The sequence below is a fragment of the Bacteroides sp. AF25-38AC genome, assembly GCF_003602995.1.
Taxonomy (GTDB): Bacteria; Bacteroidota; Bacteroidia; order Bacteroidales; family Bacteroidaceae; genus Bacteroides; species Bacteroides uniformis.
This window is the reverse complement of the sequence record NZ_QTMD01000027.1, coordinates 23,365-45,696: the sequence shown is the minus strand read 5'-3', so window position 1 is coordinate 45,696 and position 22,332 is coordinate 23,365. Positions and strand designations below refer to the sequence as shown.

The following is a 22,332-nucleotide window of genomic DNA, read 5'->3' as shown; positions in this document are numbered from 1 at the left end:
ATGTTTTTATTTTATTTAATTCTCTGTGGTTCAGTGTGCTGTTGCGTCTATATATCCAGCGTGCTGCATCTATACATCCAGCACGTTGCATCTATACATCCAACGCGTTGCATCTATACATCCATTGCTCAAACCCACTACATGTCAATAATTCATCATCGAAATGGCTCCTTGCAGTGCCCACAGCATAGCTATGTAGCGCACCAGCTTCCCTGCAAACATGGAAGTGGTGGTCAGCATCAGATTACTGCGCATGAAGCCCAGTGCAATGGCTATGGCCTCTCCCACAAAAGGCAGAAAGGCGAAGGAAGCCATCAGTGCCCCTTTCCCTTGGAGGAAATGCTGCATCCGTTCTATCTTTTCCCTTTTTACCTTGAAATATTTCTCAATCCAGTCTATACGTCCCAGACGTCCCATGTAGTAGCACGTCATGCCTCCCAGCGTATTTCCCAAGGTGGCAGAGAGTACGCACAGTGCCGGGCTCAGACCGACCTTGACCAGTGCTACCATCACTATCTCGGAACTGAACGGAATGATGCTTCCTGCCAATAGGGCAGAGATGAACAGACCGACATATCCCCAGTCAATCAGCAGCTGTACGAGTGTATCTACAAAAGCGTCCATATGTTGAATCCTAATAGAATGAATAATCCGATAAATGCACAAATGAAGAATATATTGGAACTGCGGCTATTTGTCAGTACAAACAAGTGTCCCGCCAGGATGCTGACACCGATGAGCAGGAAGGACATCAGGTGGACACTCAATACCGGTTGCAGTCCGATATAGACAAAGATGCAGAAATTCAGCAGGATGAGGAAGTGTAGATAGCTTCGGGTGCGTATCTTGTCTTCATAGCCGGCAATGAGACAGTGTGCCGCGCTGACGATGAACAGAACAAGGAGATACCCGAGGGTGGCGAGTTCCCACGGCTGATAGTCGAACCGGGTGGGAGCGAAGGTCACCAGCTCGCGGAAGGGTTGGCAGAAGAGTTCCATTTGCCCGTAGTAGAGGGCGTGTCCCAGCAACAGCCAGTAGGGTACGCTCCATCCTACCAAGGAAGCGAAGAAACTTTTGGGTTGGAGAGACTGGAAGTTGTAGGCACCTATCCAGAAGATGGGGACAAACAGCATGAGCTGCGGAAAAAGCAGGCTGCCCAGTCCGATGAAGACAAAGGCGTGGAAGAGACTGCCTGTGGGCCGTGCCTGCTGGTAGCTCTTGAAGAGGAAAAACAGTGCCACCAGGAAGGAGGCGGCTGCCAAGTCTCCCGCATACAGCATGTGCAGGCTGGGGCAGACGGATATCAGCAGGAAGTAGACAGAAGTCTGTACCGATGCCCGCATCCGGATGATGGCGAACGTATTGTTGAGCTGTATTAGGAAGTACCCGATGACGGCATACAGAATAAAGCTGAAGAGACGGTTTGCCCAGGTGGGGATGCAGAAGTCGCAGAATGTTTCCCAAAGGGAATATCCGCTTTGCTGTGTCTCCGTCTCGGGCAACAGAACAGCGGTCAGTATCCAGCAGGATACTGAAATCAGGATAGCGGTGGGTAGTGTGAACCGCCCTGCCGTTATCCGGTTCTGGAATCTCTTCGTTCTCATTTATAAGTCAAATCCGATGTCGCGACGGAAATATTTCTTCTCGAAGTTTATCATGTCGGCCACGCGGTAGCTCTTCTGCAAGGCTTCTTCCTTCGTTTCACCATAGGAGCAGACGGCGATGACACGGCCACCGGAGGTTACGGTCTGTCCGTCTTTGGTGGCTGTTCCGGCATGGAAGAGGATGCTGTCTGTTTCGGCAGCCTTCTCGAATCCGGTCATCACCTTGCCCTTTTCGTAGGCTTCCGGATATCCTCCGCTCACCAGCATGACGCAAGCGGCTGTGCGTGGGTCGAATTCCAGTGTACGCTGGTCGAGGTCGCCCTGGGCAACGCCTTCGAGTAGGTCTACCAGGTCGCTCTTGATACGCAGCATTACACTTTCGGTTTCGGGGTCGCCCATGCGGACGTTGTATTCAATCACCATCGGTTCGCCCTTCACGTTGATAAGTCCCAGGAAGATGAAGCCTTGGTAGCCGATTTCTTCTTCCAGCAGACCGTTTACGGTAGGTTCGATGATGCGGGTGCGTACTTTTTCCATAAATGTTTCGTCGGCAAAAGGTACGGGAGTAACGCTGCCCATACCGCCGGTGTTGAGGCCTTTGTCGCCTTCGCCGATACGCTTGTAATCTTTGGCTACGGGCAATACCTTATAGTGGCGGCCGTCTGTCATCACGAATACGGAGCATTCGATGCCGCTGAGGAACTCTTCAATGACTACCGTGGCGCTGGCATCGCCGAACATGCCGCCCAGCATTTCCTTCAGCTCTTTCTGAGCTTCTTCCAGTGTGGGGAGAATCAGCACGCCCTTGCCTGCACACAGTCCGTCGGCCTTCAGTACGTAAGGCGCTTCGAGGGAAGCGAGGAAGTCGAGTCCCTCCTGCAAGTTGTCGGCGGTGATGCTCTTGTAGCGGGCAGTGGGGATGTTGTGGCGCATCATGAAGCCTTTGGCAAATTCCTTGCTACCTTCCAGTGTGGCACCTTTGGCGGTGGGGCCGATGATGTCGATATGGCAGGTGGCAGGGTCTTCCTTGAAGCTGTCGAAGATGCCTTGTACCAACGGGTCTTCGGGACCCACAACAATCATGTCGATTTCTTTCTCAAGGGCAAAGGCCTTGAGTGCGGGAAAGTCTGTCGCCTTCAGGTTCACATTCTCGCCTGCTTCGCTTGTACCTGCATTGCCGGGCGCAATATATAGTTTCTCTACTTTCGGGCTTTGGGCAATCTTCCATGCCAGAGCGTGTTCGCGGCCACCGGAGCCTAATAATAATACTTTCATGGGTTCATTTACAATTTACAATGTACAATTTGTCTGTGCTGTGGGGCATCAGGTAAGTTGTACAGATTGTTATACTTAATGATTTATTCTCTCTTTTATTCTCTTCTTTCTTCTACCATCTACTCCCTATTTGCACGCCCGCACTGCATAGCAAATTGTACGGTACATTGTACATTAAAGATATTCTTCAAAATATCTTGTTATCTTCTCGTGCAGATGCACACGGTCGCGTCCCAGGACGTTGTGCTTGTGCGTGGGATAGATAAACAAATCGGGATAGGTACGGGCATCCACGCACGCCTTCATGAATGAAAGGGTGTGCTGCGGCACGCAGGTGTCGTCGTGGTCGTCGTGTATGATGAGCAGATGTCCTTTCAAGTTACCGGCAAGGTTTTTCAGATTTGTCTGCTTGTAGCCTTCCGGGTTCGCTTGCGGAGTGTCCATATAGCGCTCACCGTACATTATCTCGTAGTATCCCCAGTCGATAACCGGTCCGCCGGCAACGCCTACCTTGAAAATTTCGGGATAGCGCAGCATCAGCGCCGTAGTCATGTGTCCTCCGAAGCTCCAGCCGTGCACGCCGATACGCTCTCCGTCCACATAAGGCTGGCTTTTCAGGAATTCTACGCCCTTCACCTGGTCTTTGCCCTCTTCGATGCCCAGCTGGCGGAAGGTGGCGTTTTCAAACTCCAGTCCACGGTTGCTGCTGCCACGGTTGTCGAGGCTGAACATGATGTAGCCTTTGTTTGCCATGTAGATGTCCCAGCCGCGGGCATCGTTCATCCAGCCGTTCGTTATCATCTGGGCGTGCGGGCCGCCGTATACGTAGACGATGGCGGGATACTTCTTTGCCGGGTCGAAGTCGGTAGGCTTTATCAGGCGGTAGTATAAGTCTGTCTTGCCGTCGGCGGCTTTGATGGTGCCTACTTCTATGCTGGGCATTTCAAAGCCTTCGTAGGGGTTCTTGGCTGTCAGCAGTGTGTGTTCCCGTTGTTTTTTCGGGTTGGTGGACATCAGTTTTATGATACGGGGGCAAGTGGGCGAAGAGGCATTGTCGATGAGGTAAGTTCCCATGAAACCGGAAATTTGTGCCGAGTGCATGCCGGTTGGGTCTCCTATCAAGCTGCGTTTGCCATTCTTCAGGTTGACAGCGTAAAGGTTGCTCTGCAAAGGAGAGATTTCCGTACTCTTGATGATGAGCTCTTTCGTGTTCCGGTTAAAACCTACGATGTCTTGTACAAGCCAGGGGCCGGAGGTGAGTTGCTTCAGCAGTTCCCCTTCCGTATTGTATAGGTACAGATGGTTGAAGCCGTCACGCTGGCTTTGATAGATGAACTTGTGGCTGTCCCATGGCAGGAATAGAATGGGAGATTGCGGCTCCACATATTTGGGATGTCTCTCTTCGATGAGCACTTGTTGCAGCTTTCCGCTTTCAGCATCGTACCGGCACAGTTCGGAGTGGTTTTGGTCTCGGTTTAGCTCTATCAGATAGAGGCTTTTGCCATCCGGTGCCCAGGTGATGTTGGTGAAGTAGCGGTCTTTTGGGTCGCCCATGTCTAGGTAGATGGTCTTTTGAGTAGCCGGATTGTAGATACCTGCCTTTACCTGATGGCTGAGCATGCCGGCCATGGGGTAGCGTATTTTATCCACCAGTGCTATTCTTGTCGTGATGTCAACCAATGGATAGGGGGTGACCATGCTTTCGTTCATTCGATAAAAGGCCAGCAGGTCCCCGGCAGGATTCCAGAAAGTGCCTTTTGAAATGCCGAATTCATTGCGGTGCACACTTTGTCCGCAGACGATACCTTCCGGTTCGTTGGTGACTTTCAGGGTTTGCCCGTCACTGGTCATCACATAGAGATTATTGCCGATAGTATAAGCCAAATGGCGGCTTACCTCGTTCCAATCCTCATTTGCGGCTTGGGCGGGGCAAGGCTGGCTCCAGATGACTTTTTTCTTCTTCCAGTCGACGAGGGCACGGTACTTGCCGGTGTTCAGCAGCAGGAGTGGGTCTATTTGGACTTGAATACCCAGATTGACGCCTCGGGGTACGTTGACAGCCTTTGCAGCATGGAAATGACTCAGTTTTCCAAGTCCTTTTTCTTCCAGCAGCGCGTTGGCTTCTTCCAATGTGATGGCAGTGAATTTCTCTCCGGGCTTGGCACCTAATCCTTTGACAGCCCATGTACCTTCTATATTGTCGATGCCAAGTTCCAGACAAGCGGCATCGCCCCACCACTGGTACGATTTGTTTTCCGGTTTGTGGTAGGTCTCACCTCCGGGGATCAGATCTTCCAGGGTCGGCTTTTTTAGTTCTTGTGCCATAGCGTTTGTTGCAAGCAGAGCAGGTACTGTTATCAGCAGTGCAAGAATGCTCTTACTTATTTTCTTTGCATTCATTCTCCTTGTCATTGTTCGTGTTATTCTTCTTCCTTCTTTCCCGCCTCTCTTCTTTTGCTTTCCGGGTAAGACTCACCCGACCTTGTTCTGCGTTCTCCACCGAATTCACGTCTTTCCCTCGGTCTGAACTCCCGTCTTTCCCCATCCTTGAACTCTCTTCTTTCACGCGGACGGAATTCGCGCTTTTCGCCGTCCTTGAATTCTCTTGGTCTGCGTTCGCCGTTGAACTCGCGTCTTTCGCTACCGAATTCACGTCTCTCTCCACTGAATCGGGGACGGAATTCGCGTCTTTCTCCGGGTTTGAACTCTTTCCGTTCCCCAGAAGCCGGACGAAATTCTTTGCGCTCCTTGCTCAACTCCTCGCCTTCGGCACGAAATTCCTTGTACTTTCCATCGAAGATTTCGTACTGGCGGAATTCGCATTCCAGCGCACCATTGAATAAAGGTATCTTGGAGGTGGCTTTTAGCCCGATTTGGTCGAAGCACTCTTCCCGGTAAGAAAGAATCCATGCGGTGTTGCCCGTAAAGGCATGTTTCAGACGCTCGCCAATCATGGAGTAAAGGCCCAGCAGGTCGTTGGTAGAGATACGCTCACCGTAGGGAGGATTGGTGATGATGATGGATTTCTCCGCAGGTTGCTCGAATTGCTGGAAAGGTTGCAGCTTCAATACCACGTCCTTGCTTACGCCGGCAGCCTTTATATTGTGTGTGGCAATTTCGTTTGCCTTCGGGCTGTTGTCGTAACCGTATATCTTATGCGTAAATTCACGTTCCTGGCTGTCGTCATTGTATATCGTGTCGAACAGCTCCTGGTCAAAATCCACCCACTTCTCGAAAGCGAACTCCTTGCGGAATACGCCCGGAGCGATGTTGCGTGCAATCAGCGCCGCTTCGATGGGAATGGTTCCCGAACCACACATCGGGTCTATCAGGTCGCATTCGCCACGCCAGCCGGTCATCAATATCATGCCGGCGGCCAGCACCTCATTCAGCGGGGCCTCTACTGCTTCCTGGCGATAACCGCGGCGGTGCAGCGATTCGCCGCTGGAGTCGAGAGACAGCGTACATTTGGTTTCGGCAATGTGTATGTTCAGCAGCACGTCCGGTTTGTTGACACGCACGCCGGGACGTTCGCCGGTCTTCTCGCGGAAATAGTCCACGATGGCATCCTTCACCTTGTAGGAAACGAACTTGGAATGACGGAACTCTTCACTGAATACAACCGCGTCCACGGCAAAGGTCTTGTCCGTATCCAGATAGTCTTCCCATCGGATGGCTTTAATCTGTTCGTAAACCTCGTCGGCATCTTTGGCTGTGAAGTGTTTGATGGGTTTCAGTATCCGGATGGCTGTACGCAGGCAGAAGTTTGCCTTGTACATCATTTCCTTATCACCACTGAAAGATACCATGCGGCGGCCTATTTCTATTTCGTTGGCGCCCAGTGCAGTCAGCTCTTGTGCCAGTACCTCTTCCAGTCCTTGGAAGGTTTTGGCAATCATTTCAAAAGATTGTTCGCTCATCTATGCATTTACTTTATGTGAATCGGCAATCTGGGTAGTTGTCACTCGTTTCTCTCATTAGTGGCTGATAACCATTTAACTACTTGAACTGCTGATTTGAGTTATTTACGATTTTAATTGTTTATTGGTTGTTTGTGACTTACTTCTTGGCCTTTGTCTGTACAATCCTTGCTCCTGCGGGAACATCTTCTGTCACCCAGATATTGCCGCCTACGGTGGCTCCTTGTCCGATGGTGATGCGTCCCAATATGGTGGCGTTGGAATAGACTATCACATTGTCTTCCAGAATGGGATGGCGGGGAATACCCTTGATGGGCTTGCCGTCTTCGTCTAGCGGGAAGCTCTTGGCACCGAGGGTCACACCCTGGTACAGCTTCACGTTGTTGCCGATGATGCAGGTCTCGCCGATTACCACACCCGTACCGTGGTCGATGGTAAAATAACCACCTATTTCCGCTCCTGGATGGATATCGATTCCCGTTTCACTGTGCGCCATCTCGGTGATGATGCGGGGAATGAGGGGAACACCCAACTTGAGCAACTCGTGTGCGATGCGGTAGTTGCTGATGGCGCGGATGGCCGGATAGCAGCTGATGACTTCGCCGAACGACTGTGCGGCGGGGTCACCGTTGTAGGCGGCTTCCACATCTGTGGCGAGTGTACGTCTCATTGCCGGCAGGTTGCTGATGAACTTGGCAGCCAATAAGGCGGCTTCTTCCCGTTGGAGCTCGGTACAACAGTTGCATTCGCCGTCGCCTGCAAAGCAGAGGCCGGCAAGGATTTGCTCGGTCAGCAGGTCGAACAAGCGTTCGACATTGACACCGATATGGTAAGTCACCGTACGGCTGTTGACCGTAGAATTTCCGAAATATCCGGGGAAGATGATGGCTCGCGCCAGTTCGATGATGTCGCGCAGCACTTTTGCCGAAGGCAGCGGGTTGCCGTCCGTATGCTGGTGAAACAGTCCTTTGTATGATTCGCTTTCCGATAGCTCATCGACTGCTTGTGTCAAAATGTGGGTAAAGTTGAGTGGACTCATTATGATATCCTTAAGTTTAAAAGTGGCAACAAAGATAGGAAATACTCGTCAAATATCCTACATATCCCTCATTTATAGTACGTATTTACCATATTTGTGGTATTTTCTACGAACCAATTTTGCGCTACTTTTGTCTTGTAAGAAATAACATACCTCGTTCCACTCCGGATTGTTAGTCTTTTCCCTTAGGGGAATGAGGAATTTAAAAACAGTTGGATTATGAAGAAGATAGCAGAACGCCTTACCGACCTGGTAGGCAACACTCCCTTGCTGGAGTTGAATAATTATAACAAGAATAAGCGTCTGAAAGCCCGTGTTATCGCCAAATTGGAATATTTTAACCCCGCCGGCAGTGTGAAGGACCGCGTGGCGCTTGCCATGATAGAAGATGCCGAGGCAAAAGGACTGTTGAAGCCCGGTGCTACCATCATCGAACCTACCAGTGGGAATACGGGCGTAGGGCTGGCTTTTGTGGCCGCTGCCAAAGGTTACAAGCTGATACTGACAATGCCCGACACAATGAGCTTGGAACGCCGCAACCTCTTGAAAGCCCTCGGTGCGGAATTGGTACTGACTCCGGGTGCCGACGGTATGAAAGGCGCCATAGCCCGTGCCGAAGAACTGAAAGCCGCCAACCCCGGCTCGCTGATTCTACAGCAATTTGACAACCCTGCCAATCCGGCAATGCACGAGCGTACTACCGGACAAGAAATCTGGCGTGATACAGACGGCCGGGTGGATATTTTCGTGGCCGGTGTAGGTACGGGAGGCACAGTGAGTGGTGTGGGTGCAGCCTTGAAAGCCAATAACCCGAAGGTAAAGATTGTGGCTGTGGAGCCCGAAGATTCTCCCGTGCTTTCCGGTGGGAAGCCCAGTCCCCATAAAATACAAGGTATCGGTGCCGGATTTGTGCCAAAGAACTATAACAGTGCCGTAATAGACGAAGTTCTGCAGGTATCCAATGATGACGCCATACGTACGGGCCGCGAACTGGCGAAGTATGAGGGATTGTTGGTCGGCATCTCTTCGGGAGCTGCCGTTGCTGCAGCTACCCGCTTGGCACGGTTGCCCGAGAATGAAGGAAAGACGATTGTAGCGCTGCTACCCGATACGGGAGAACGGTATCTTTCGACGCTGTTGTATGCATTTGAGGAATATCCGTTGTAAAAGTAAATATTTCTGCCGGTTATCCGCTCCATCAATGTGGAGCAGGTGACCGGCAGATGGTATTTATAGTTCGCTTGGTCTTAACCCGAATGACCGGCAGCTTATTTTCTCTACTTTCACTTCCCATATCTTGACATTGCGTACGGCGGGTTCGGCATATTTGCATTCATTTTCCGTATATTGCTTCATCAGCATGTCGAGTACGCGTCGCTTCTCTTCCATGTCTTCCACGAAGTGTACTTTCCCACGACAGATAACACTGCGCGACTTCATGCTGTAGCTGCATGCCACTTGCCGGTGCATATAAACCAGCTCGTGTCCTTCGCAGAAGGTGATGCAAACTTGCGGGTGCTTTGTTACCATCTCCACTTTACTGCCTTCCGGGCCGGAATGCAAGTATATTACCCCGTCTTGATAGGCAAAGTTCATGGGAACCGCATATGGGTTTCCTTCAAGGTCTGTGATGCCCACTATGCAGTATGGGCATTTACGGATAATTTCCTCAATCTGTGTAGGGTCTGTAATAGTAATTGTCTTCATGTGCAAAGCCTCACCCCCGGCCCCTCTCCGAAAGAGAGGGGAGTGGGGAAGTGGGGATATTTAATATTGTAGGGTTATTCTTTATTTCACTTCACTCAAGTTTCGCAAGTTTTCAATTCATTGCTCTCCTCTCCCCTCTCTTTCGGAGAGGGGTCGGGGGTGAGGTTACACCAGTGCAAAGTCCAGCTGCTTCTTTTCCAAGTTAGCGCGTGCCACCTTAATGGTAATGGCATCTCCCAGACTATAAATTTTATTTTTGCGGCGTCCGCGCAGGCAGTAGTTCTTTTCATCGAATTCGTAATAGTCATCGTCGAGGTCGCGGATGGGAATCATGCCTTCGCACTTGTTCTCATTCAGCTCCACGTAGAGTCCCCATTCCGTTACGCCGGAGATGACGCCGTCGAAGGTCTGTCCCAGGCGTTCGGTCATGAATTCTACTTGCTTGTACTTGATGGAGGCGCGTTCCGCGTTGGAGGCTATCTGCTCCATGCTGCTGCTGTGTTCGCAGAGGGCTTCGTATTTCTGTTCGGACACGGTGCGGCCTCCCTGGTCCAAGTACTTGGTGAGCAGACGGTGTACCATCATATCCGGATAGCGGCGGATGGGCGAGGTGAAATGGGTATAGTAATCGAAAGCCAAACCATAGTGCCCCACGTTATGCACGGAGTAGCGTGCCTTCTGCATGGCGCGGATGGAGACGGTTTCAATCAAGTTCTCCTCCTTCTTGCCCTGGATGTCGTCCAGCAGGTGGTTGATGGACTTGGAGATGTCGGTCTTTGTACCGCTGGTACGCAGCTTGTAGCCGAAACGGGCGATGAACTGTGCCAGGTTGTCCAGCTTCTCCGGGTCGGGGAGGTCGTGAATACGGTATGGCAACACTTTGGCTTTCTTGCCTTTGGGCACGCGGCCTATCTTTTCGGCTACGGTGCGGTTGGCAAGCAGCATGAACTCCTCTATCAGCTTGTTGGCATCTTTCGACTCCTTGAAGTAGACGCTGACGGGTTTGCCCTTCTCGTCAATTTCGAACTTCACTTCGTAGCGGTCGAAGTTGATGGCTCCTGCCTTAAAGCGGTTCTCACGCAGTATTTTGGCAAGCTTATCCAGTTGGAGCACCTCTTCCTGGAAGTCTCCTTTGCCGGTTTCTATAATCTCCTGGGCTTCTTCGTAGGTGAAGCGGCGGTCGCTCTTGATGACGGTATGTACCACGCGTGAGTTCTTCACTTCGCCTTTTTCCGTCATTTCAAAGATGACGGAGTAGGCAAGCTTCTCTTCGTCGGGGCGGAGTGAACAGATGAAATTACACAACCGTTCGGGGAGCATTGGGATGGTGCGGTCTACGAGGTAGACGGATGTGGCACGCTTCTCGGCTTCCTTGTCTATGATGCCGCCCTCTTTCACGTAGTGGGTCACGTCGGCAATGTGTACGCCTACTTCCCAAAGTCCCCCTTTCAGTTTGCGGATGGAGAGGGCGTCGTCGAAGTCCTTGGCATCCTTGGGGTCGATGGTGAAGGTGGTCACACCCCGGAAGTCCTCACGTCGGGCTATTTCCTCGGCGGAGATTTCGGCGGGTATCTTGTCGGCAGCTTTCTCTACGGCAGCGGGGTAGACATAGGGCAGGCCGAATTCCGCCAGGATGGCGTGCATCTCGGTGGTATTGTCTCCTGCGCGCCCCAGGATGTCGATTACCTGGCCGATGGGGTTCTTGGCTTTGTCGGGCCATTCCACCACCTTTACGATGGCTTTGTCGCCCGTCTTGCCGCCTTTCAACTTTTCTTTGGGGATGAAGATGTCGTTGGCAAGCGTACGGTTTTCCGTTACAAGGAAAGCGTATGACTTGGCAACTTCCAGGGTACCCACGAAGGTGTCGTTGGCACGTTCCAGTATCTCGATGACTTCTCCTTCGGCTTCGCGTCCGCGACGCTTGGCATAGAAGGCGATACGCACTTTATCATTGTTCATGGCGTGTGCCGAGTTGCGTTCGGCCACGAATATCGGTTCGCCTCCACCTTCCGGTATAAAGGAATTCTTGCCGTTGCTCTTGCGCTGGAAGGTTCCGGTCATTTCCACGCCGTGGTTGTTCAGCTTGTATTTGTGCTTGTCCACTTCTGTGATGTAGTCGTCCATCGACAGTTCGGACAAGATGTCCATGCACAGCATCTTCAGCGGATGTGTGGTGAGGTGGAGTTGTTCAAAGATGTATTTCAGGGATAATACTTCGTCTTGCTTTGTGTGGAAGAATTCCAGCAGTACTTTGACGAGCTCTTTCTTCTTCATGCGTTTGCCGGCTTTCTTTTCTTTCTTTTTGGCCATAATGTTATGATGTATTTTATGTATAAATAGAGATTCTGTGTCAATCTGTGTAATCTGTGGTGATTACCTCTTGCAAAGTAAACAAATAAATACGTTCCTTCGTTCACTCAGACTTCAAAATATTATCATTCTATTGAAAATAATGAAGGAACGACAGATTGTAATGGATTTATGTACTATATTTGCACACAAAGTGAAGATAGGCTGTACCTTAGACGAAAAGCAGATGGAAATGCAAACTCTGAACAAAAAAGCAGATGCCACACGGGAAAAAGACATTTACCGGGTGACGGTTGTGGGAAGTGTGGTAAACTTTCTCTTGCTTGTCTTCAAATTCTTTGCAGGTATTGTAGGTCACAGTGCCGCCATGCTGGCGGATGCGGTACATTCTTTGTCGGATTTTATTACAGATATTATTGTCATTGTTTTTGTGCGCATTTCGGCAAAGCCCGAAGATGAAGGACACGATTACGGTCATGGCAAGTACGAGACGCTGGCAACTGCCATTATCGGTATTTTTCTGTTGTTTGTGGGATTCGGCATTTTCTGGAACGGGGCTTCCTCCATTTACCGCTTCCTGCAAGGCGGCTCTCTGCAGGAACCCGGTATACTGGCACTGGTGGCTGCATTGGTATCCATCGTTTTCAAGGAAGTGCTTTATCAATATACCGTATTCAAGGGCAGGAAGTTGAATTCGCAGGCGGTTGTTGCCAATGCCTGGCATCACCGGAGTGACGCGTTTTCGTCCATAGGCACGGCAGCGGGTATAGGTGGCGCCATTCTTTTGGGTGACCATTGGCGGGTGCTGGACCCGGTGGCAGCGGTTATTGTCAGCTTCTTCATTATGAAGGTGGCTGTGCAGTTGTTGATACCGTGTGTGGACGAACTGTTGGAGAAATCATTGCCTGCCGAGGTGGAGGATGAGATACTGAAGACGATTCTCTCTTTTCCCGGTATCAGCTCGCCGCATCACCTTCGTACGCGCCGCATCGGCAGTTATTGTGCCATCGAGGTGCATGTGCGTATGGATGGCAGCATCTCGCTGGAGGAAGCCCACGAGACGGCAACGGCGGTGGAGAACAAGTTGAAAAGGCAGTTCGGCAAAGGAACACTGGTCAGCATCCATGTGGAGCCGGTGAAGAAGAGTAACGAGGCGACAGAGTAACACAAGGAGCGTCAAGGTGACGGACCGGATGAAAAGTAATTAGTAATTTGTAACTGAAGAAGTGGAATCGATTTTAATTACAGGAGCAAGCGGATTTATCGGAAGTTTCATCGTGGAGGAGGCGTTGAAGCGCAAGTTCGGTGTGTGGGCGGGTGTACGTTCGTCCAGCAGCCGCGAGTATCTGCGTGACCGCAAGATACATTTCCTCGAACTGGACTTTGCGCACCCCAATGAACTGAGGGCACAACTCTCGGGACATAAAGGGACCTACAATAAGTTTGATTATATTGTCCATTGTGCCGGTGTGACGAAGTGTGTGGACAAGAACGAATTCGATTTGGTGAATTATCTGCAGACCAAATACTTCATCGATACGCTGAGGGAGCTGAACATGATTCCCAAGCAGTTTATCTTCATCAGTACGCTGAGTGTGTTCGGCCCGGTACGCGAGAGGACCTACGACCCGATTATGGAGAGTGACCCCCCTTCACCCAATACCGCCTACGGACTCAGTAAACTGAAAACAGAACTTTATTTGCAGAGTATTCCGGGTTTCCCCTACGTCATCTACCGGCCGACGGGTGTATACGGGCCGCGTGAGAAGGATTATTATCTTATGGCAAAGTCCATCCGGCAGCATACGGACTTTTCTGTAGGCTTCTGCCGCCAGGACTTGACGTTTGTATATGTAAAGGATATCGTGCAAGCCGTCTTCCTCGGGATAGAGAAGCAGGTGTCCCGCCGCGCCTATTTCCTGGCTGACGGGAAGGTGTATAGCAGCCGTGCTTTTTCCGATTTGATAAGGAAAGAATTGGGCAATCCGTTTGTTATTCGCTTGAGATGTCCGTTAATTGTATTGAAAGTCGTATCTTTGCTCGCTGAATTTTGGGCGAAGCGGCAGAACAAGACCAGTACGCTCAATTCGGACAAGTATAGAATAATGAAACAACGCAACTGGCAGTGTGACATCACACCGGCCGTCGAGGAACTGGGCTTCAGTCCTGAGTACGACCTGGAACGGGGTGTAAAGGAAACCATTGCCTGGTATAAGGATAAGGGATGGCTTTAGATTTATTTAAAAGGGTAGAAACCCGTAAGGGGCTTTTTGCGGTAGAGAAGATTACGCTGATATACAATTTGCTGACTTCCATTCTCATTCTGTTTCTTTTTCAGGAAATGGATCATCCGGTGCAGATGCTTGCAGACCGTGTTGTCATTGCGGGTATGACGTTCCTGCTGATGTATCTTTACCGGCTGGCACCCTGCAAGTTCTCTGCCTTTGTGCGCATAGCCATCCAGATGTCACTGCTTTCCTATTGGTATCCCGACACCTTTGAGTTCAACCGGATATTCCCCAATCTCGACCACGTGTTCGCGTCGGTGGAGCAGTGGATGTTTGGCGGACAGCCTGCTGTATGGTTCTGTGAAAGGTTTCCGCAGATGTGGGTGAGCGAGCCGTTCAATATGGGATACTTCTTCTATTATCCGATGATTCTGCTGGTGGTGGTGTGGTATTTCCTTTATCGTTTCGACCTTTTCGAGAAGGTTTCGTTCGTCATCGTCACCGCTTTCTTCATCTATTACCTTATTTATATCTTCGTCCCCGTTGCCGGGCCGCAGTTCTACTTCCCCGCCATTGGAAGCGACCATGTGGCGCAAGGTATCTTCCCGTCCATCGGTGACTATTTCCATCACCATCAGGAACTTCTTCCCGGTCCGGGCTATGAGCACGGCTTCTTCTACAACCTGGTGGAGAGTTCCCAGCAGGTGGGTGAGCGCCCCACGGCTGCTTTTCCCAGTTCGCACGTCGGAATGTCTACGGTACTGATGATTATGGCATGGCGTGGCAGCAAGCGTCTGTTTGCCTGCTTGTTTCCTTTCTATCTGCTGTTGTGCGGGGCTACGGTCTATATCCAGGCACATTACCTGATAGACTCTATCGTGGGTTTCGTATCGGCTTTCGGCATTTATATCCTGGCCACGTGGATGTTCAAGCGATGGTTTGCGCAGCCGATGTTCCGCTAGTCGGGCACGGTGATTATCTTTCCACTGTCTGTGGGCAATACCAATGTACGCGGATAAACTTCTGCCGGAAGTGAATGCTGGAAGTTTACGATGAGCTGTTTGAGCAGTTTTTTCTTTTTCATAAAGACATATTTATGGGATTCTTTCTTTCTTGGGAAGACGAATATAGGGACTTGTTTCTTTCTGCCAAAGAAACAATGTTTTTTTTCTTGCCTCCTTGTTGGCAAGGTTTTGCCTTCCCATTGGCAAGGCTTTGCCACCGCGTTGGCAAAACTTTGCCATAGGCATGGCAAAAGTTTGCCAAGGGCAAGGCAAGTGGTTGGCAAAATTTCTTGCTGACAGACAGTGAGTTATGCGGATGGCAACAAAGCGTGTCATCTGCGTCTGAATAGCCCCCCTCTCAGAAGCTATTCAAGAAGGGGCGTGAGGATGATTGCTCAAGTATCGGACTCGATGGTAAAAATCGTATGCGGTTTTCTCCTATGGCAGCAACGGCTCTATCTCTTCGAAGATGCGGTACAGTTCCTCCTTCGTCTCTGCCCGCAGCATGGCTATCCGGGTGTCGCGGAAATTGGGAATCCCTTTGAAGAGCGGGCTTGCTGCCAGGTGGCGGCGCACGTGCAGTATGCCCCGTCGTTCATCCAGCAGGTTGACGCTGTCTTCCACTTCCTGGCGGAGTACGTTCAGCCGCCATTCGGAACTCAGCGGAGGGAGTTCTTCGCCCGTCTCCAAATAATGCTTCACTTCCTTAAAGAACCACGGGCGACCGAAGCTGGCACGGCCTATCATGATGGCGTCCACACCGTAGAGGTCGAAGCATTCTTTGGCCCGTTGGGGAGTGGTGATATCACCGTTGCCGATGATGGGAATGTGCATGCGTGGGTTCTTTTTCACCTCGCCGATAAGTGTCCAGTCCGCCTCGCCGGTATACATCTGGGCGCGGGTACGGCCGTGGATGGTGAGGGCGGCAATGCCGCAGTCCTGCAACTGCTCGGCAAGGTCTACGATGATTTTACTGTTGGCATCCCAGCCCAGGCGGGTCTTCACGGTGACGGGAATCTTCACGGCATCTACCACGGCACGAGTGATTTCCAGCATCAGCGGAATGTTCTGTAGCATACCGGCACCGGCACCCTTGCCGGCAACGCGCTTCACGGGGCAGCCGAAGTTGATGTCCAGCGTGTCCGGATGTGCCTGCTCCACAATGCGGGCGGCTTCTACCATGGTGGCGGTGTCCCGTCCGTATATCTGTATGGCTACGGGCCGCTCTTCATCGCTGATGTTCAGTTTCTGCTGGGTCTTGCCTACGGAGCGTATCAAGGCATCGGCAGAAACGAACTCGGTATATACCATGTCTGCTCCGAAGTGCTTGCACATCAGGCGGAAAGCAGGGTCGGTGACGTCCTCCATCGGGGCGAGGAATACGGGGCGTGGGCCCAGGTCTATATCTTTAATCTTCATAATCTAAGCGGATTTGTCCGCAAAAGTACAGAAAAAAGCCTACCTTTGCATACTCTAATTCAAAAAGAAATGATGAAACACTCAATCAGTGACTTCGAAATCATGGCACCGGTAGGCTCGCGCGAATCTCTCGCAGCAGCCATACAAGCAGGTGCCGACTCCATCTATTTCGGTATCGAGAACCTGAACATGCGTGCCCGTTCGGCAAATACCTTCACTATCGACGATTTGCGGGAAATAGCCCGGACGTGCGACGAACATGGCATGAAGAGCTACCTCACCGTCAATACCATTATATACGACCATGACATTCCGCTGATGCGTACCATTGTAGATGCGGCAAAGGCGGCAGGCATCTCGGCAGTCATTGCCGCTGATGTGGCAGTGATGAGTTATGCCCGGCAGATAGGGCAGGAGGTACACCTCAGCACACAGCTCAACATCAGCAACGTGGAAGCCCTGCGCTTCTATGCGCAGTTTGCCGATGTGGTGGTGCTGGCGCGTGAGTTGAATCTGGAGCAAGTGGCAGAAATCTACCGCCATATCCGTGAGGAGAATATCTGTGGACCCAGCGGAGAGCAGATACGTATAGAGATGTTCTGCCACGGTGCCCTTTGCATGGCAGTCAGCGGAAAGTGTTATCTCTCATTGCATGAGATGAACCAATCTGCCAACCGTGGTGCTTGCATGCAGGTATGCCGCCGTAGTTATACGGTGCGCGACAAGGAGACGGATGTGGAATTGGAGGTGGACAACCAATACATCATGTCCCCCAAAGACTTAAAAACTATCCACTTCATGAACAAGATGCTGGATGCAGGTGTTCGTGTTTTCAAAATAGAAGGACGTGCCCGCGGACCCGAGTACGTGCGCACGGTAGTGGAGTGTTACAAAGAAGCCATCCGTTCCTATCTGGACGATACATTCACCGATGAGAAGATTGCCCGGTGGGACGAACGTTTGAAGACGGTCTTCAATCGTGGTTTCTGGGACGGCTACTACCTGGGACAACGCTTGGGCGAATGGACCAAGAACTACGGCTCTGCCGCTACGGAACGTAAAATCTATGTGGGTAAGGGCATCCGCTACTTCTCAAACATCGGTGTGGCAGAGTTCCTGGTAGAAGCAGCCGAAGTGAGCGTAGGCGACAAGTTGCTGATTACGGGTCCCACAACGGGTGCCGAATTCGTCACTTTGGACGAGGCACGCGTCGATTTGAAACCCGTGCAGACTGTAAAGAAAGGCCAGCATTTCTCGATGAAATCGGTGAAAATACGTCCCAGTGACAAACTCTACAAGCTGGTCAGCGTAGAGGAACTGAAGAAGTTCAAAGGCTTGGATGTGGAGAAACAACGTGGCTAAGTATCAAATAGTAAATAGTCCAATAGTAAATATGAATTATATCTATGAACTTCCCATGAAGGTGCGCGACTATGAATGCGACCTGCAAGGCATCGTCAATAATGCCAATTATCAGCATTATCTGGAGCATACGCGCCATGAGTTTCTGTTGAGTGCCGGCGTCAGCTTTGCCGGACTGCACGAGCAGGGGGTAGACCCGGTAGTGGCACGTATCAATATGGCTTTCAAGACTCCCCTGAGGAGTGGTGACGAGTTTGTCTCCAAACTCTACATGAAGAAGGAGGGTATCAAGTACGTCTTTTACCAAGATATCTTCCGTGCTTCCGACGGCAAAGTCTGTCTCAAAGGCATAGTTGAAACCGTATGTGTGGTGAACGGACGGTTAAGCGATAGCGAACTGTTCGACCGTCTCTTTGCCCCTTATCTCAATCCGTGTGAATCTGTGTAATCTGTGGTGGAATGAACAGTGACGAACGGATTTGCAGCATAGCTCTCACACTTTGCCCCGGTATAGGACATATCGGGGCAAAGCGTTTAATAGAGGGTATGGGCAGTGCTGCCGAAGTATTCAGTCGGCGGAAGGAGCTCCCCGAAATCATGCCCGGTGTGAATCCGGGGGTAGTGACGGCCCTTGATTGTCCCGCTGCCTTTCTGCGTGCCGAGCAGGAGATGGAGTTTGTAGAGAAGAACCGCCTTTCCTGCCTGACGTTGAAGGATGAGGCTTACCCTTCCCGCCTGCGTGAATGTGAAGATGCGCCGATTGTACTTTTCTTTAAAGGAAACACCGATTTCAACCGTCTGCATGTCATCGATATGGTAGGTACACGTCGTGCCACCGATTACGGCAAGCAATTCTGTGCCGACTTCCTGCGCGATTTGGCCGTTCTTTGTCCCGATGTGCTGGTAGTAAGCGGACTGGCCTACGGGATAGATATCCATGCCCATCGGGTCGCTTTGGCAAATCATCTCCCTACCATTGCTGTCCTTGCTCACGGACTGGACCGCATTTATCCGTATGTCCACCGGAAAACAGCCATCGACATGCTGGCACAAGGTGGACTGCTGACCGAATTCCTTACCGGGACGAATCCGGACAAGCATAACTTTGTTAGCCGTAACCGTATTGTGGCGGGTATGAGTGATGCTACCATTGTGGTGGAGTCTGCCGCAAAGGGAGGTTCCCTTATCACTGCAGAGTTGGCGGAGGGATACCATCGTGACTGTTTTGCCGTTCCGGGACGTGTTACGGACGAATCTTCCATCGGTTGCAACCGGTTGATACGCGACAACAAGGCCGCCCTTATCCAGAGTGCGGAAGAGTTTGTGCAGATTATGGGCTGGGCCGTAGCGGAGCAGCCTGCCCGGACAGAAGGTATCCAGCGTAATCTCTTCCCGGAACTGACGGAAGAGGAGGAGCTCGTTGTGCGTATTCTTATGCGGCAGGGAGACCTCCATATCAATGCGATGATGGTGGAAGCGGACATACCCGTCAACCGGATGAGTGCCTTGCTTTTTGAATTGGAGATGAAGGGAGTGGTCAAGGCAATGGTGGGTGGTGTCTATCACTTGCTGACTTGAGCGCGGCAGGTCTCTTGCCTTATATGGACGGTTTCCCGTATTTCATGATGAACTTTTCCGGGTGGTCCGTCGCTATGATGTCTACCCCCAGGTCGACTGCCTTCTGGTTCTCTTCCGTCTTGTCGTCCAGCCCCAGGACGAGTGCCAGTACCTGCAGGTTGTGCTCACGGCATTTCTTTACGAATTGCGGGGTAAGGGAGTCAATCCAGACGACAGCGATGTCGGGATGCAGTTCCTTTACGACATGCTCTATGTCCTTTTCACTTTTGATGTAGGCTTGCAGGGTTCTTACCTCGGGTGCCATCTTTCTGAAGCATTTGGCATGATACTCCTTGCTGAAGGTGAAGTTGCAGTTTTCCAGCATGCCTTCGTCCTTTATCAAGTTCAGTAATTGGTGCAGACCGCCGTTGCGGTAGTCGATGGTGATTCTTAAACCGTGCTCTTTGGCCTTGCGTAGCAGGTCGGTAAGGCGTAGTACCCGTTGTCCGGCAAATCGGGGCGCAAACCAAGAGCCGGCATCCAGTGTGTCGATGTCGGTGGACAGCCATTGGGAGATGGCGCCGGTACCGTTGGTGGTACGGTCGAGGGTGGAATCGTGCAGTACGTAGAAGACACTGTCCTTACTGATGCAGACATCGCATTCTATATTGCCTACACCGTATTTGATGCACGAATCTACGGATGCCATTGTGTTTTCGGGAGCGATGGTGGCGGCACCACGGTGTGCGCTGGTCAGGGGTATCTTGGTGGTGGCGGCAGGCCGTTGGGAACATCCTGCGGTAAGTAGGATTATGGAAAGCAATGCGAGTACCGGTTTTTTCATAATGGGCTCAAGTGGTGATGTTTTCTTCTTTAACAGTTATAAAAGCCATCGAAGATAGCTATTTTTTGTCATTCGGAGAAACGTATGGGCATAAAAAAAGGAGTACCGCTGTACTCCAACCTTTGTTAACCTTAAATCTAATACTATGAAAAAAATCACATTACAAATGTAAGGTTCCCGTTGTTATCTTCCAAATTTCAGAATGTTCCTGCTACTTCTTTTGTATTTCTTTCACTGAATTTTACTGTTTTCGCACACGGATTGACTTTTTGAGAGAGAAGAATCTATTCACAGCGTCCCGGATAAGGCAGAAGTTGCAAATCTGTTTCAATCGTTTCACAGAACCTTTCAGCCTTTGAAAAGAGTGATGGAAAGTGATTTTTATTCGGTAATTATCTTCTACTTTTGTTTATATACAACGCGAAATTATGGGAAAACGCATTTTTATATATGTCCTTTGGCTACTCCTTTTTTGTATGATGTCGGGGCAGGTAATAGGGCAGAATAAGTCGGCAGAATCCCATAGCCATACTTGTAAAACGGTGCTGGCGTTAAAAAATAATTTGCTTTACGACCTGGCCTTGGCTCCGAACATAGAAGTGGAGCTGCCATTGGGAAAGAGGTGGTCTTTGAATGTTGAGTACAAATGCCCTTGGTGGTCTGACAGCGGATGTAATTTCTGCTATCAGCTCCTTTCGGGAGGGACAGAGGCGCGTTACTGGTTGGGAAACCGCCATACGCGCGGAAGATTGTCCGGACACTTCCTGGGAGCATATGCCGAAGGAGGTACCTATGATTTTCAGTTGAAAAAGGAGAAGGGATACCGGGGGAAGTATTACGCAGCTGCAGGAATAACTTATGGATACGTGCGTCCACTGGCTCGGCATCTGGCGATTGAATTCAGTGTGGGCATTGGATACTTGGATACGGAGTACAGGAAATATACTTCTTATGGAAATGACTTGGTTTGGGTCAGTAGTGGAAAGTATCACTTTATCGGGCCGACAAAAGCAAAAATTTCTTTGGTATGGCTTCTAACGTCGGGGAGATGAGTGGTATGAAAGATGCACGGCATATGATTCTCTGGCTGTTCTTCGGACTGTTGCCAATGCTGGGAAGCTGTGACTTCCGCGATATGCTGGATGATTATCCCGTTAGCGGAGTACAGATTAAACTGGATTGGAAAGGGGTGACGGATAAGCTGCCGCAGACCATGCGGATTATCTTCTATCCGAAAGATACTCAGGGGAGAAAGGTTGAAAGTTATCTGCCTGCCGGAGGGGGTGAGGTGAAGGTACCGCCGGGGAAGTATGCGGTGGTGGCCTATAACTTCAATACGGAGAGTATACAGATACGGGGCGACGAGAGTTATGAGACGATTGAGGCTTTTACGGGACACTGTACGGGGCTGGATGTACACGAAAATATGGTTTGGTCGCCCGACCCTTTGTATGTGGTGGCTTTGGACGAGGTGGAAATAGGGCAGAGTGATGTGGCGCTTCCGTTGGACTGGAAGCCGGAAGCGGTAGTGGACCATTATTCCTTTGATATAAAGGTGGAAGGATGGGATAGAATATCGAGCATCATCTGCCATGTGGACGGCTTGAACGGAAGTTACTTTATAGGCAACCGTGCTTGCCATTTGAGCGAGGTACCTATATGTGTGGATACAAAGCGTGAAAACGGGCTTTTATGGGGGTATTTCTCCAGTTTTGTATTACTGAAAGATACCAAGACCCGTGCGGATAGTCCTATGTTGCTGACACTGAAGATTGTGAAACGAGATAAAACGGTTCAAGAGGTGAAGGTAGACATCACGGAAGTGATTGAAACAGCTCCTCCCTCGGGAGGAGGCGAAGAAGAACCTGATGTGGGCGTTCCTGGGTCGGAAATCCATATCGAAGTTCCCGTACCGGAGGACAAGGTTGTGGTGGATGATTTGGAACCGGGAACCGATGAAGGAGATGGAGGGATTGGTGGCGATGTGGACGATTGGGATGATGAGACGGATGTGGAGCTACCAGTGAATTGATAGCAAACAGACAAATAAATATATTAACTTT

At 50.7% G+C, this 22,332-nt stretch carries 20 protein-coding genes and 1 pseudogene; 9 read left to right on the top strand and 12 right to left on the bottom strand.

The features are described from left to right. Positions 1 to 144 precede the first annotated feature (144 nt). The 6 genes from DWY55_RS16620 to epsC form a co-directional block, all read right to left on the bottom strand. On the bottom strand, positions 145 to 624 hold the full coding sequence (locus DWY55_RS16620) for a YqaA family protein (RefSeq protein ID WP_117879068.1): 480 nt from the start codon (positions 622 to 624) through the stop codon (positions 145 to 147). Beyond that, positions 609 to 1,604 carry a hypothetical protein gene (locus DWY55_RS16615; protein WP_005834261.1) on the bottom strand — a complete coding sequence of 332 codons (996 nt, stop codon included), beginning with the start codon at positions 1,602 to 1,604 and terminating at the stop codon, positions 609 to 611. The genes DWY55_RS16620 and DWY55_RS16615 overlap by 16 nt, the downstream gene beginning before the upstream one ends. Then, a complete protein-coding gene (purD, locus tag DWY55_RS16610) occupies positions 1,605 to 2,879 on the bottom strand; it encodes a phosphoribosylamine--glycine ligase (RefSeq protein WP_117879067.1) in 1,275 nt (424 codons plus the stop codon). It lies immediately after the preceding gene. A 174-nt stretch (positions 2,880 to 3,053) separates the two neighbouring features. Then, entirely contained in the window at positions 3,054 to 5,279 is a 2,226-nt protein-coding gene (locus tag DWY55_RS16605; RefSeq protein WP_117879066.1) for a S9 family peptidase, read from the bottom strand. Positions 5,280 to 5,299: 20 nt separating this feature from the next. Then, on the bottom strand, positions 5,300 to 6,799 hold the full coding sequence (locus tag DWY55_RS16600; protein WP_009037570.1) for a THUMP domain-containing protein: 1,500 nt from the start codon (positions 6,797 to 6,799) through the stop codon (positions 5,300 to 5,302). A gap of 139 nt (positions 6,800 to 6,938) precedes the next feature. After that, positions 6,939 to 7,838, bottom strand: a complete 900-nt coding sequence (gene epsC, locus DWY55_RS16595) for a serine O-acetyltransferase EpsC (protein WP_005830965.1) — start codon at positions 7,836 to 7,838, stop codon at positions 6,939 to 6,941. 219 nt (positions 7,839 to 8,057) lie between these two features. On the opposite strand from epsC, the gene cysK reads away from it, so the two are divergent. Then, on the top strand, positions 8,058 to 9,005 hold the full coding sequence (cysK, locus tag DWY55_RS16590) for a cysteine synthase A (RefSeq protein ID WP_117879065.1): 948 nt from the start codon (positions 8,058 to 8,060) through the stop codon (positions 9,003 to 9,005). 63 nt (positions 9,006 to 9,068) lie between these two features. Here cysK and DWY55_RS16585 read toward each other — a convergent pair whose 3' ends face one another. Both DWY55_RS16585 and rnr read right to left on the bottom strand, forming a co-directional pair. After that, a complete protein-coding gene (locus DWY55_RS16585; protein WP_005830961.1) occupies positions 9,069 to 9,545 on the bottom strand; it encodes a pyridoxamine 5'-phosphate oxidase family protein in 477 nt (158 codons plus the stop codon). 165 nt (positions 9,546 to 9,710) lie between these two features. Further along, on the bottom strand, positions 9,711 to 11,855 hold the full coding sequence (rnr, locus tag DWY55_RS16580) for a ribonuclease R (RefSeq protein ID WP_005830959.1): 2,145 nt from the start codon (positions 11,853 to 11,855) through the stop codon (positions 9,711 to 9,713). Positions 11,856 to 12,081: 226 nt separating this feature from the next. On the opposite strand from rnr, the gene DWY55_RS16575 reads away from it, so the two are divergent. The 3 genes from DWY55_RS16575 to DWY55_RS16565 all read left to right on the top strand — a co-directional run bounded on the left by DWY55_RS16575 (position 12,082) and on the right by DWY55_RS16565 (position 15,045). After that, a complete protein-coding gene (locus DWY55_RS16575; RefSeq protein ID WP_034523299.1) occupies positions 12,082 to 13,020 on the top strand; it encodes a cation diffusion facilitator family transporter in 939 nt (312 codons plus the stop codon). Positions 13,021 to 13,081: 61 nt separating this feature from the next. Further along, entirely contained in the window at positions 13,082 to 14,089 is a 1,008-nt protein-coding gene (locus DWY55_RS16570) for an NAD-dependent epimerase/dehydratase family protein (RefSeq protein ID WP_005830955.1), read from the top strand. Then, positions 14,080 to 15,045 carry a phosphatase PAP2 family protein gene (locus DWY55_RS16565; RefSeq protein WP_005830954.1) on the top strand — a complete coding sequence of 322 codons (966 nt, stop codon included), beginning with the start codon at positions 14,080 to 14,082 and terminating at the stop codon, positions 15,043 to 15,045. Before DWY55_RS16570 ends, DWY55_RS16565 begins: the two co-directional genes overlap by 10 nt. Here the strand turns inward: DWY55_RS16565 and DWY55_RS22545 are convergent. The 3 genes from DWY55_RS22545 to dusB all read right to left on the bottom strand — a co-directional run bounded on the left by DWY55_RS22545 (position 15,042) and on the right by dusB (position 16,506). Further along, positions 15,042 to 15,167, bottom strand: coding sequence for a hypothetical protein (locus DWY55_RS22545; RefSeq protein WP_005834280.1), 126 nt, complete (start codon positions 15,165 to 15,167; stop codon positions 15,042 to 15,044). The genes DWY55_RS16565 and DWY55_RS22545 overlap by 4 nt on opposite strands. A gap of 10 nt (positions 15,168 to 15,177) precedes the next feature. Then, on the bottom strand, positions 15,178 to 15,423 hold the full coding sequence (locus DWY55_RS16560) for a hypothetical protein (protein ID WP_055288301.1): 246 nt from the start codon (positions 15,421 to 15,423) through the stop codon (positions 15,178 to 15,180). 102 nt (positions 15,424 to 15,525) lie between these two features. Then, positions 15,526 to 16,506: a tRNA dihydrouridine synthase DusB gene (gene dusB / locus DWY55_RS16555; RefSeq protein ID WP_005834282.1), complete on the bottom strand. Its 981-nt coding sequence runs from the start codon at positions 16,504 to 16,506 to the stop codon at positions 15,526 to 15,528. Positions 16,507 to 16,575: 69 nt separating this feature from the next. Between dusB and DWY55_RS16550 the strand changes: the two genes are divergently transcribed. The 3 genes from DWY55_RS16550 to dprA are packed head-to-tail and all read left to right on the top strand — an operon-like array spanning position 16,576 to position 19,446. Beyond that, the gene (locus DWY55_RS16550; RefSeq protein ID WP_034532656.1) at positions 16,576 to 17,868 is read left to right on the top strand and encodes a peptidase U32 family protein; all 1,293 of its coding nucleotides are present in this window, start codon (positions 16,576 to 16,578) and stop codon (positions 17,866 to 17,868) included. A gap of 31 nt (positions 17,869 to 17,899) precedes the next feature. Then, the gene (locus tag DWY55_RS16545) at positions 17,900 to 18,316 is read left to right on the top strand and encodes an acyl-CoA thioesterase (RefSeq protein ID WP_005834284.1); all 417 of its coding nucleotides are present in this window, start codon (positions 17,900 to 17,902) and stop codon (positions 18,314 to 18,316) included. A gap of 11 nt (positions 18,317 to 18,327) precedes the next feature. Then, positions 18,328 to 19,446, top strand: a complete 1,119-nt coding sequence (dprA, locus tag DWY55_RS16540) for a DNA-processing protein DprA (protein WP_117879064.1) — start codon at positions 18,328 to 18,330, stop codon at positions 19,444 to 19,446. 19 nt (positions 19,447 to 19,465) lie between these two features. Here the strand turns inward: dprA and DWY55_RS16535 are convergent, their stop codons facing one another. Further along, on the bottom strand, positions 19,466 to 20,269 hold the full coding sequence (locus tag DWY55_RS16535) for a glycerophosphodiester phosphodiesterase (RefSeq protein WP_008662450.1): 804 nt from the start codon (positions 20,267 to 20,269) through the stop codon (positions 19,466 to 19,468). A gap of 536 nt (positions 20,270 to 20,805) precedes the next feature. On the opposite strand from DWY55_RS16535, the pseudogene DWY55_RS16530 reads away from it, so the two are divergent. Together DWY55_RS16530 and DWY55_RS16525 are read left to right on the top strand one after the other, a co-directional pair. After that, a pseudogene (locus DWY55_RS16530) lies at positions 20,806 to 21,321 on the top strand (DUF3575 domain-containing protein); the annotation flags it as partial. Further along, the gene (locus DWY55_RS16525) at positions 21,297 to 22,301 is read left to right on the top strand and encodes a DUF5119 domain-containing protein (RefSeq protein WP_034525948.1); all 1,005 of its coding nucleotides are present in this window, start codon (positions 21,297 to 21,299) and stop codon (positions 22,299 to 22,301) included. The pseudogene DWY55_RS16530 and the gene DWY55_RS16525, both read left to right, overlap by 25 nt. The last annotated feature ends 31 nt before the right edge of the window (positions 22,302 to 22,332 follow it).

Bases quoted from the DNA above. Each gene is read 5' to 3' on its own strand.
- DWY55_RS16620 (WP_117879068.1), bottom strand. From the start codon at position 624: ATGGACGCTTTTGTAGATACACTCGTACAGCTGCTGATTGACTGGGGA.
- DWY55_RS16615 (WP_005834261.1), bottom strand. From the start codon at position 1,604: ATGAGAACGAAGAGATTCCAGAACCGGATAACGGCAGGGCGGTTCACA.
- purD (WP_117879067.1), bottom strand. From the start codon at position 2,879: ATGAAAGTATTATTATTAGGCTCCGGTGGCCGCGAACACGCTCTGGCA.
- DWY55_RS16605 (WP_117879066.1), bottom strand. From the start codon at position 5,279: ATGAATGCAAAGAAAATAAGTAAGAGCATTCTTGCACTGCTGATAACA.
- DWY55_RS16600 (WP_009037570.1), bottom strand. From the start codon at position 6,799: ATGAGCGAACAATCTTTTGAAATGATTGCCAAAACCTTCCAAGGACTG.
- epsC (WP_005830965.1), bottom strand. From the start codon at position 7,838: ATGAGTCCACTCAACTTTACCCACATTTTGACACAAGCAGTCGATGAG.
- cysK (WP_117879065.1), top strand. From the start codon at position 8,058: ATGAAGAAGATAGCAGAACGCCTTACCGACCTGGTAGGCAACACTCCC.
- DWY55_RS16585 (WP_005830961.1), bottom strand. From the start codon at position 9,545: ATGAAGACAATTACTATTACAGACCCTACACAGATTGAGGAAATTATC.
- rnr (WP_005830959.1), bottom strand. From the start codon at position 11,855: ATGGCCAAAAAGAAAGAAAAGAAAGCCGGCAAACGCATGAAGAAGAAA.
- DWY55_RS16575 (WP_034523299.1), top strand. From the start codon at position 12,082: ATGGAAATGCAAACTCTGAACAAAAAAGCAGATGCCACACGGGAAAAA.
- DWY55_RS16565 (WP_005830954.1), top strand. From the start codon at position 14,080: ATGGCTTTAGATTTATTTAAAAGGGTAGAAACCCGTAAGGGGCTTTTT.
- DWY55_RS22545 (WP_005834280.1), bottom strand. From the start codon at position 15,167: ATGAAAAAGAAAAAACTGCTCAAACAGCTCATCGTAAACTTCCAGCAT.
- DWY55_RS16560 (WP_055288301.1), bottom strand. From the start codon at position 15,423: ATGACACGCTTTGTTGCCATCCGCATAACTCACTGTCTGTCAGCAAGA.
- dusB (WP_005834282.1), bottom strand. From the start codon at position 16,506: ATGAAGATTAAAGATATAGACCTGGGCCCACGCCCCGTATTCCTCGCC.
- DWY55_RS16550 (WP_034532656.1), top strand. From the start codon at position 16,576: ATGATGAAACACTCAATCAGTGACTTCGAAATCATGGCACCGGTAGGC.
- DWY55_RS16545 (WP_005834284.1), top strand. From the start codon at position 17,900: ATGAATTATATCTATGAACTTCCCATGAAGGTGCGCGACTATGAATGC.
- dprA (WP_117879064.1), top strand. From the start codon at position 18,328: ATGAACAGTGACGAACGGATTTGCAGCATAGCTCTCACACTTTGCCCC.
- DWY55_RS16535 (WP_008662450.1), bottom strand. From the start codon at position 20,269: ATGAAAAAACCGGTACTCGCATTGCTTTCCATAATCCTACTTACCGCA.
- DWY55_RS16525 (WP_034525948.1), top strand. From the start codon at position 21,297: ATGGCTTCTAACGTCGGGGAGATGAGTGGTATGAAAGATGCACGGCAT.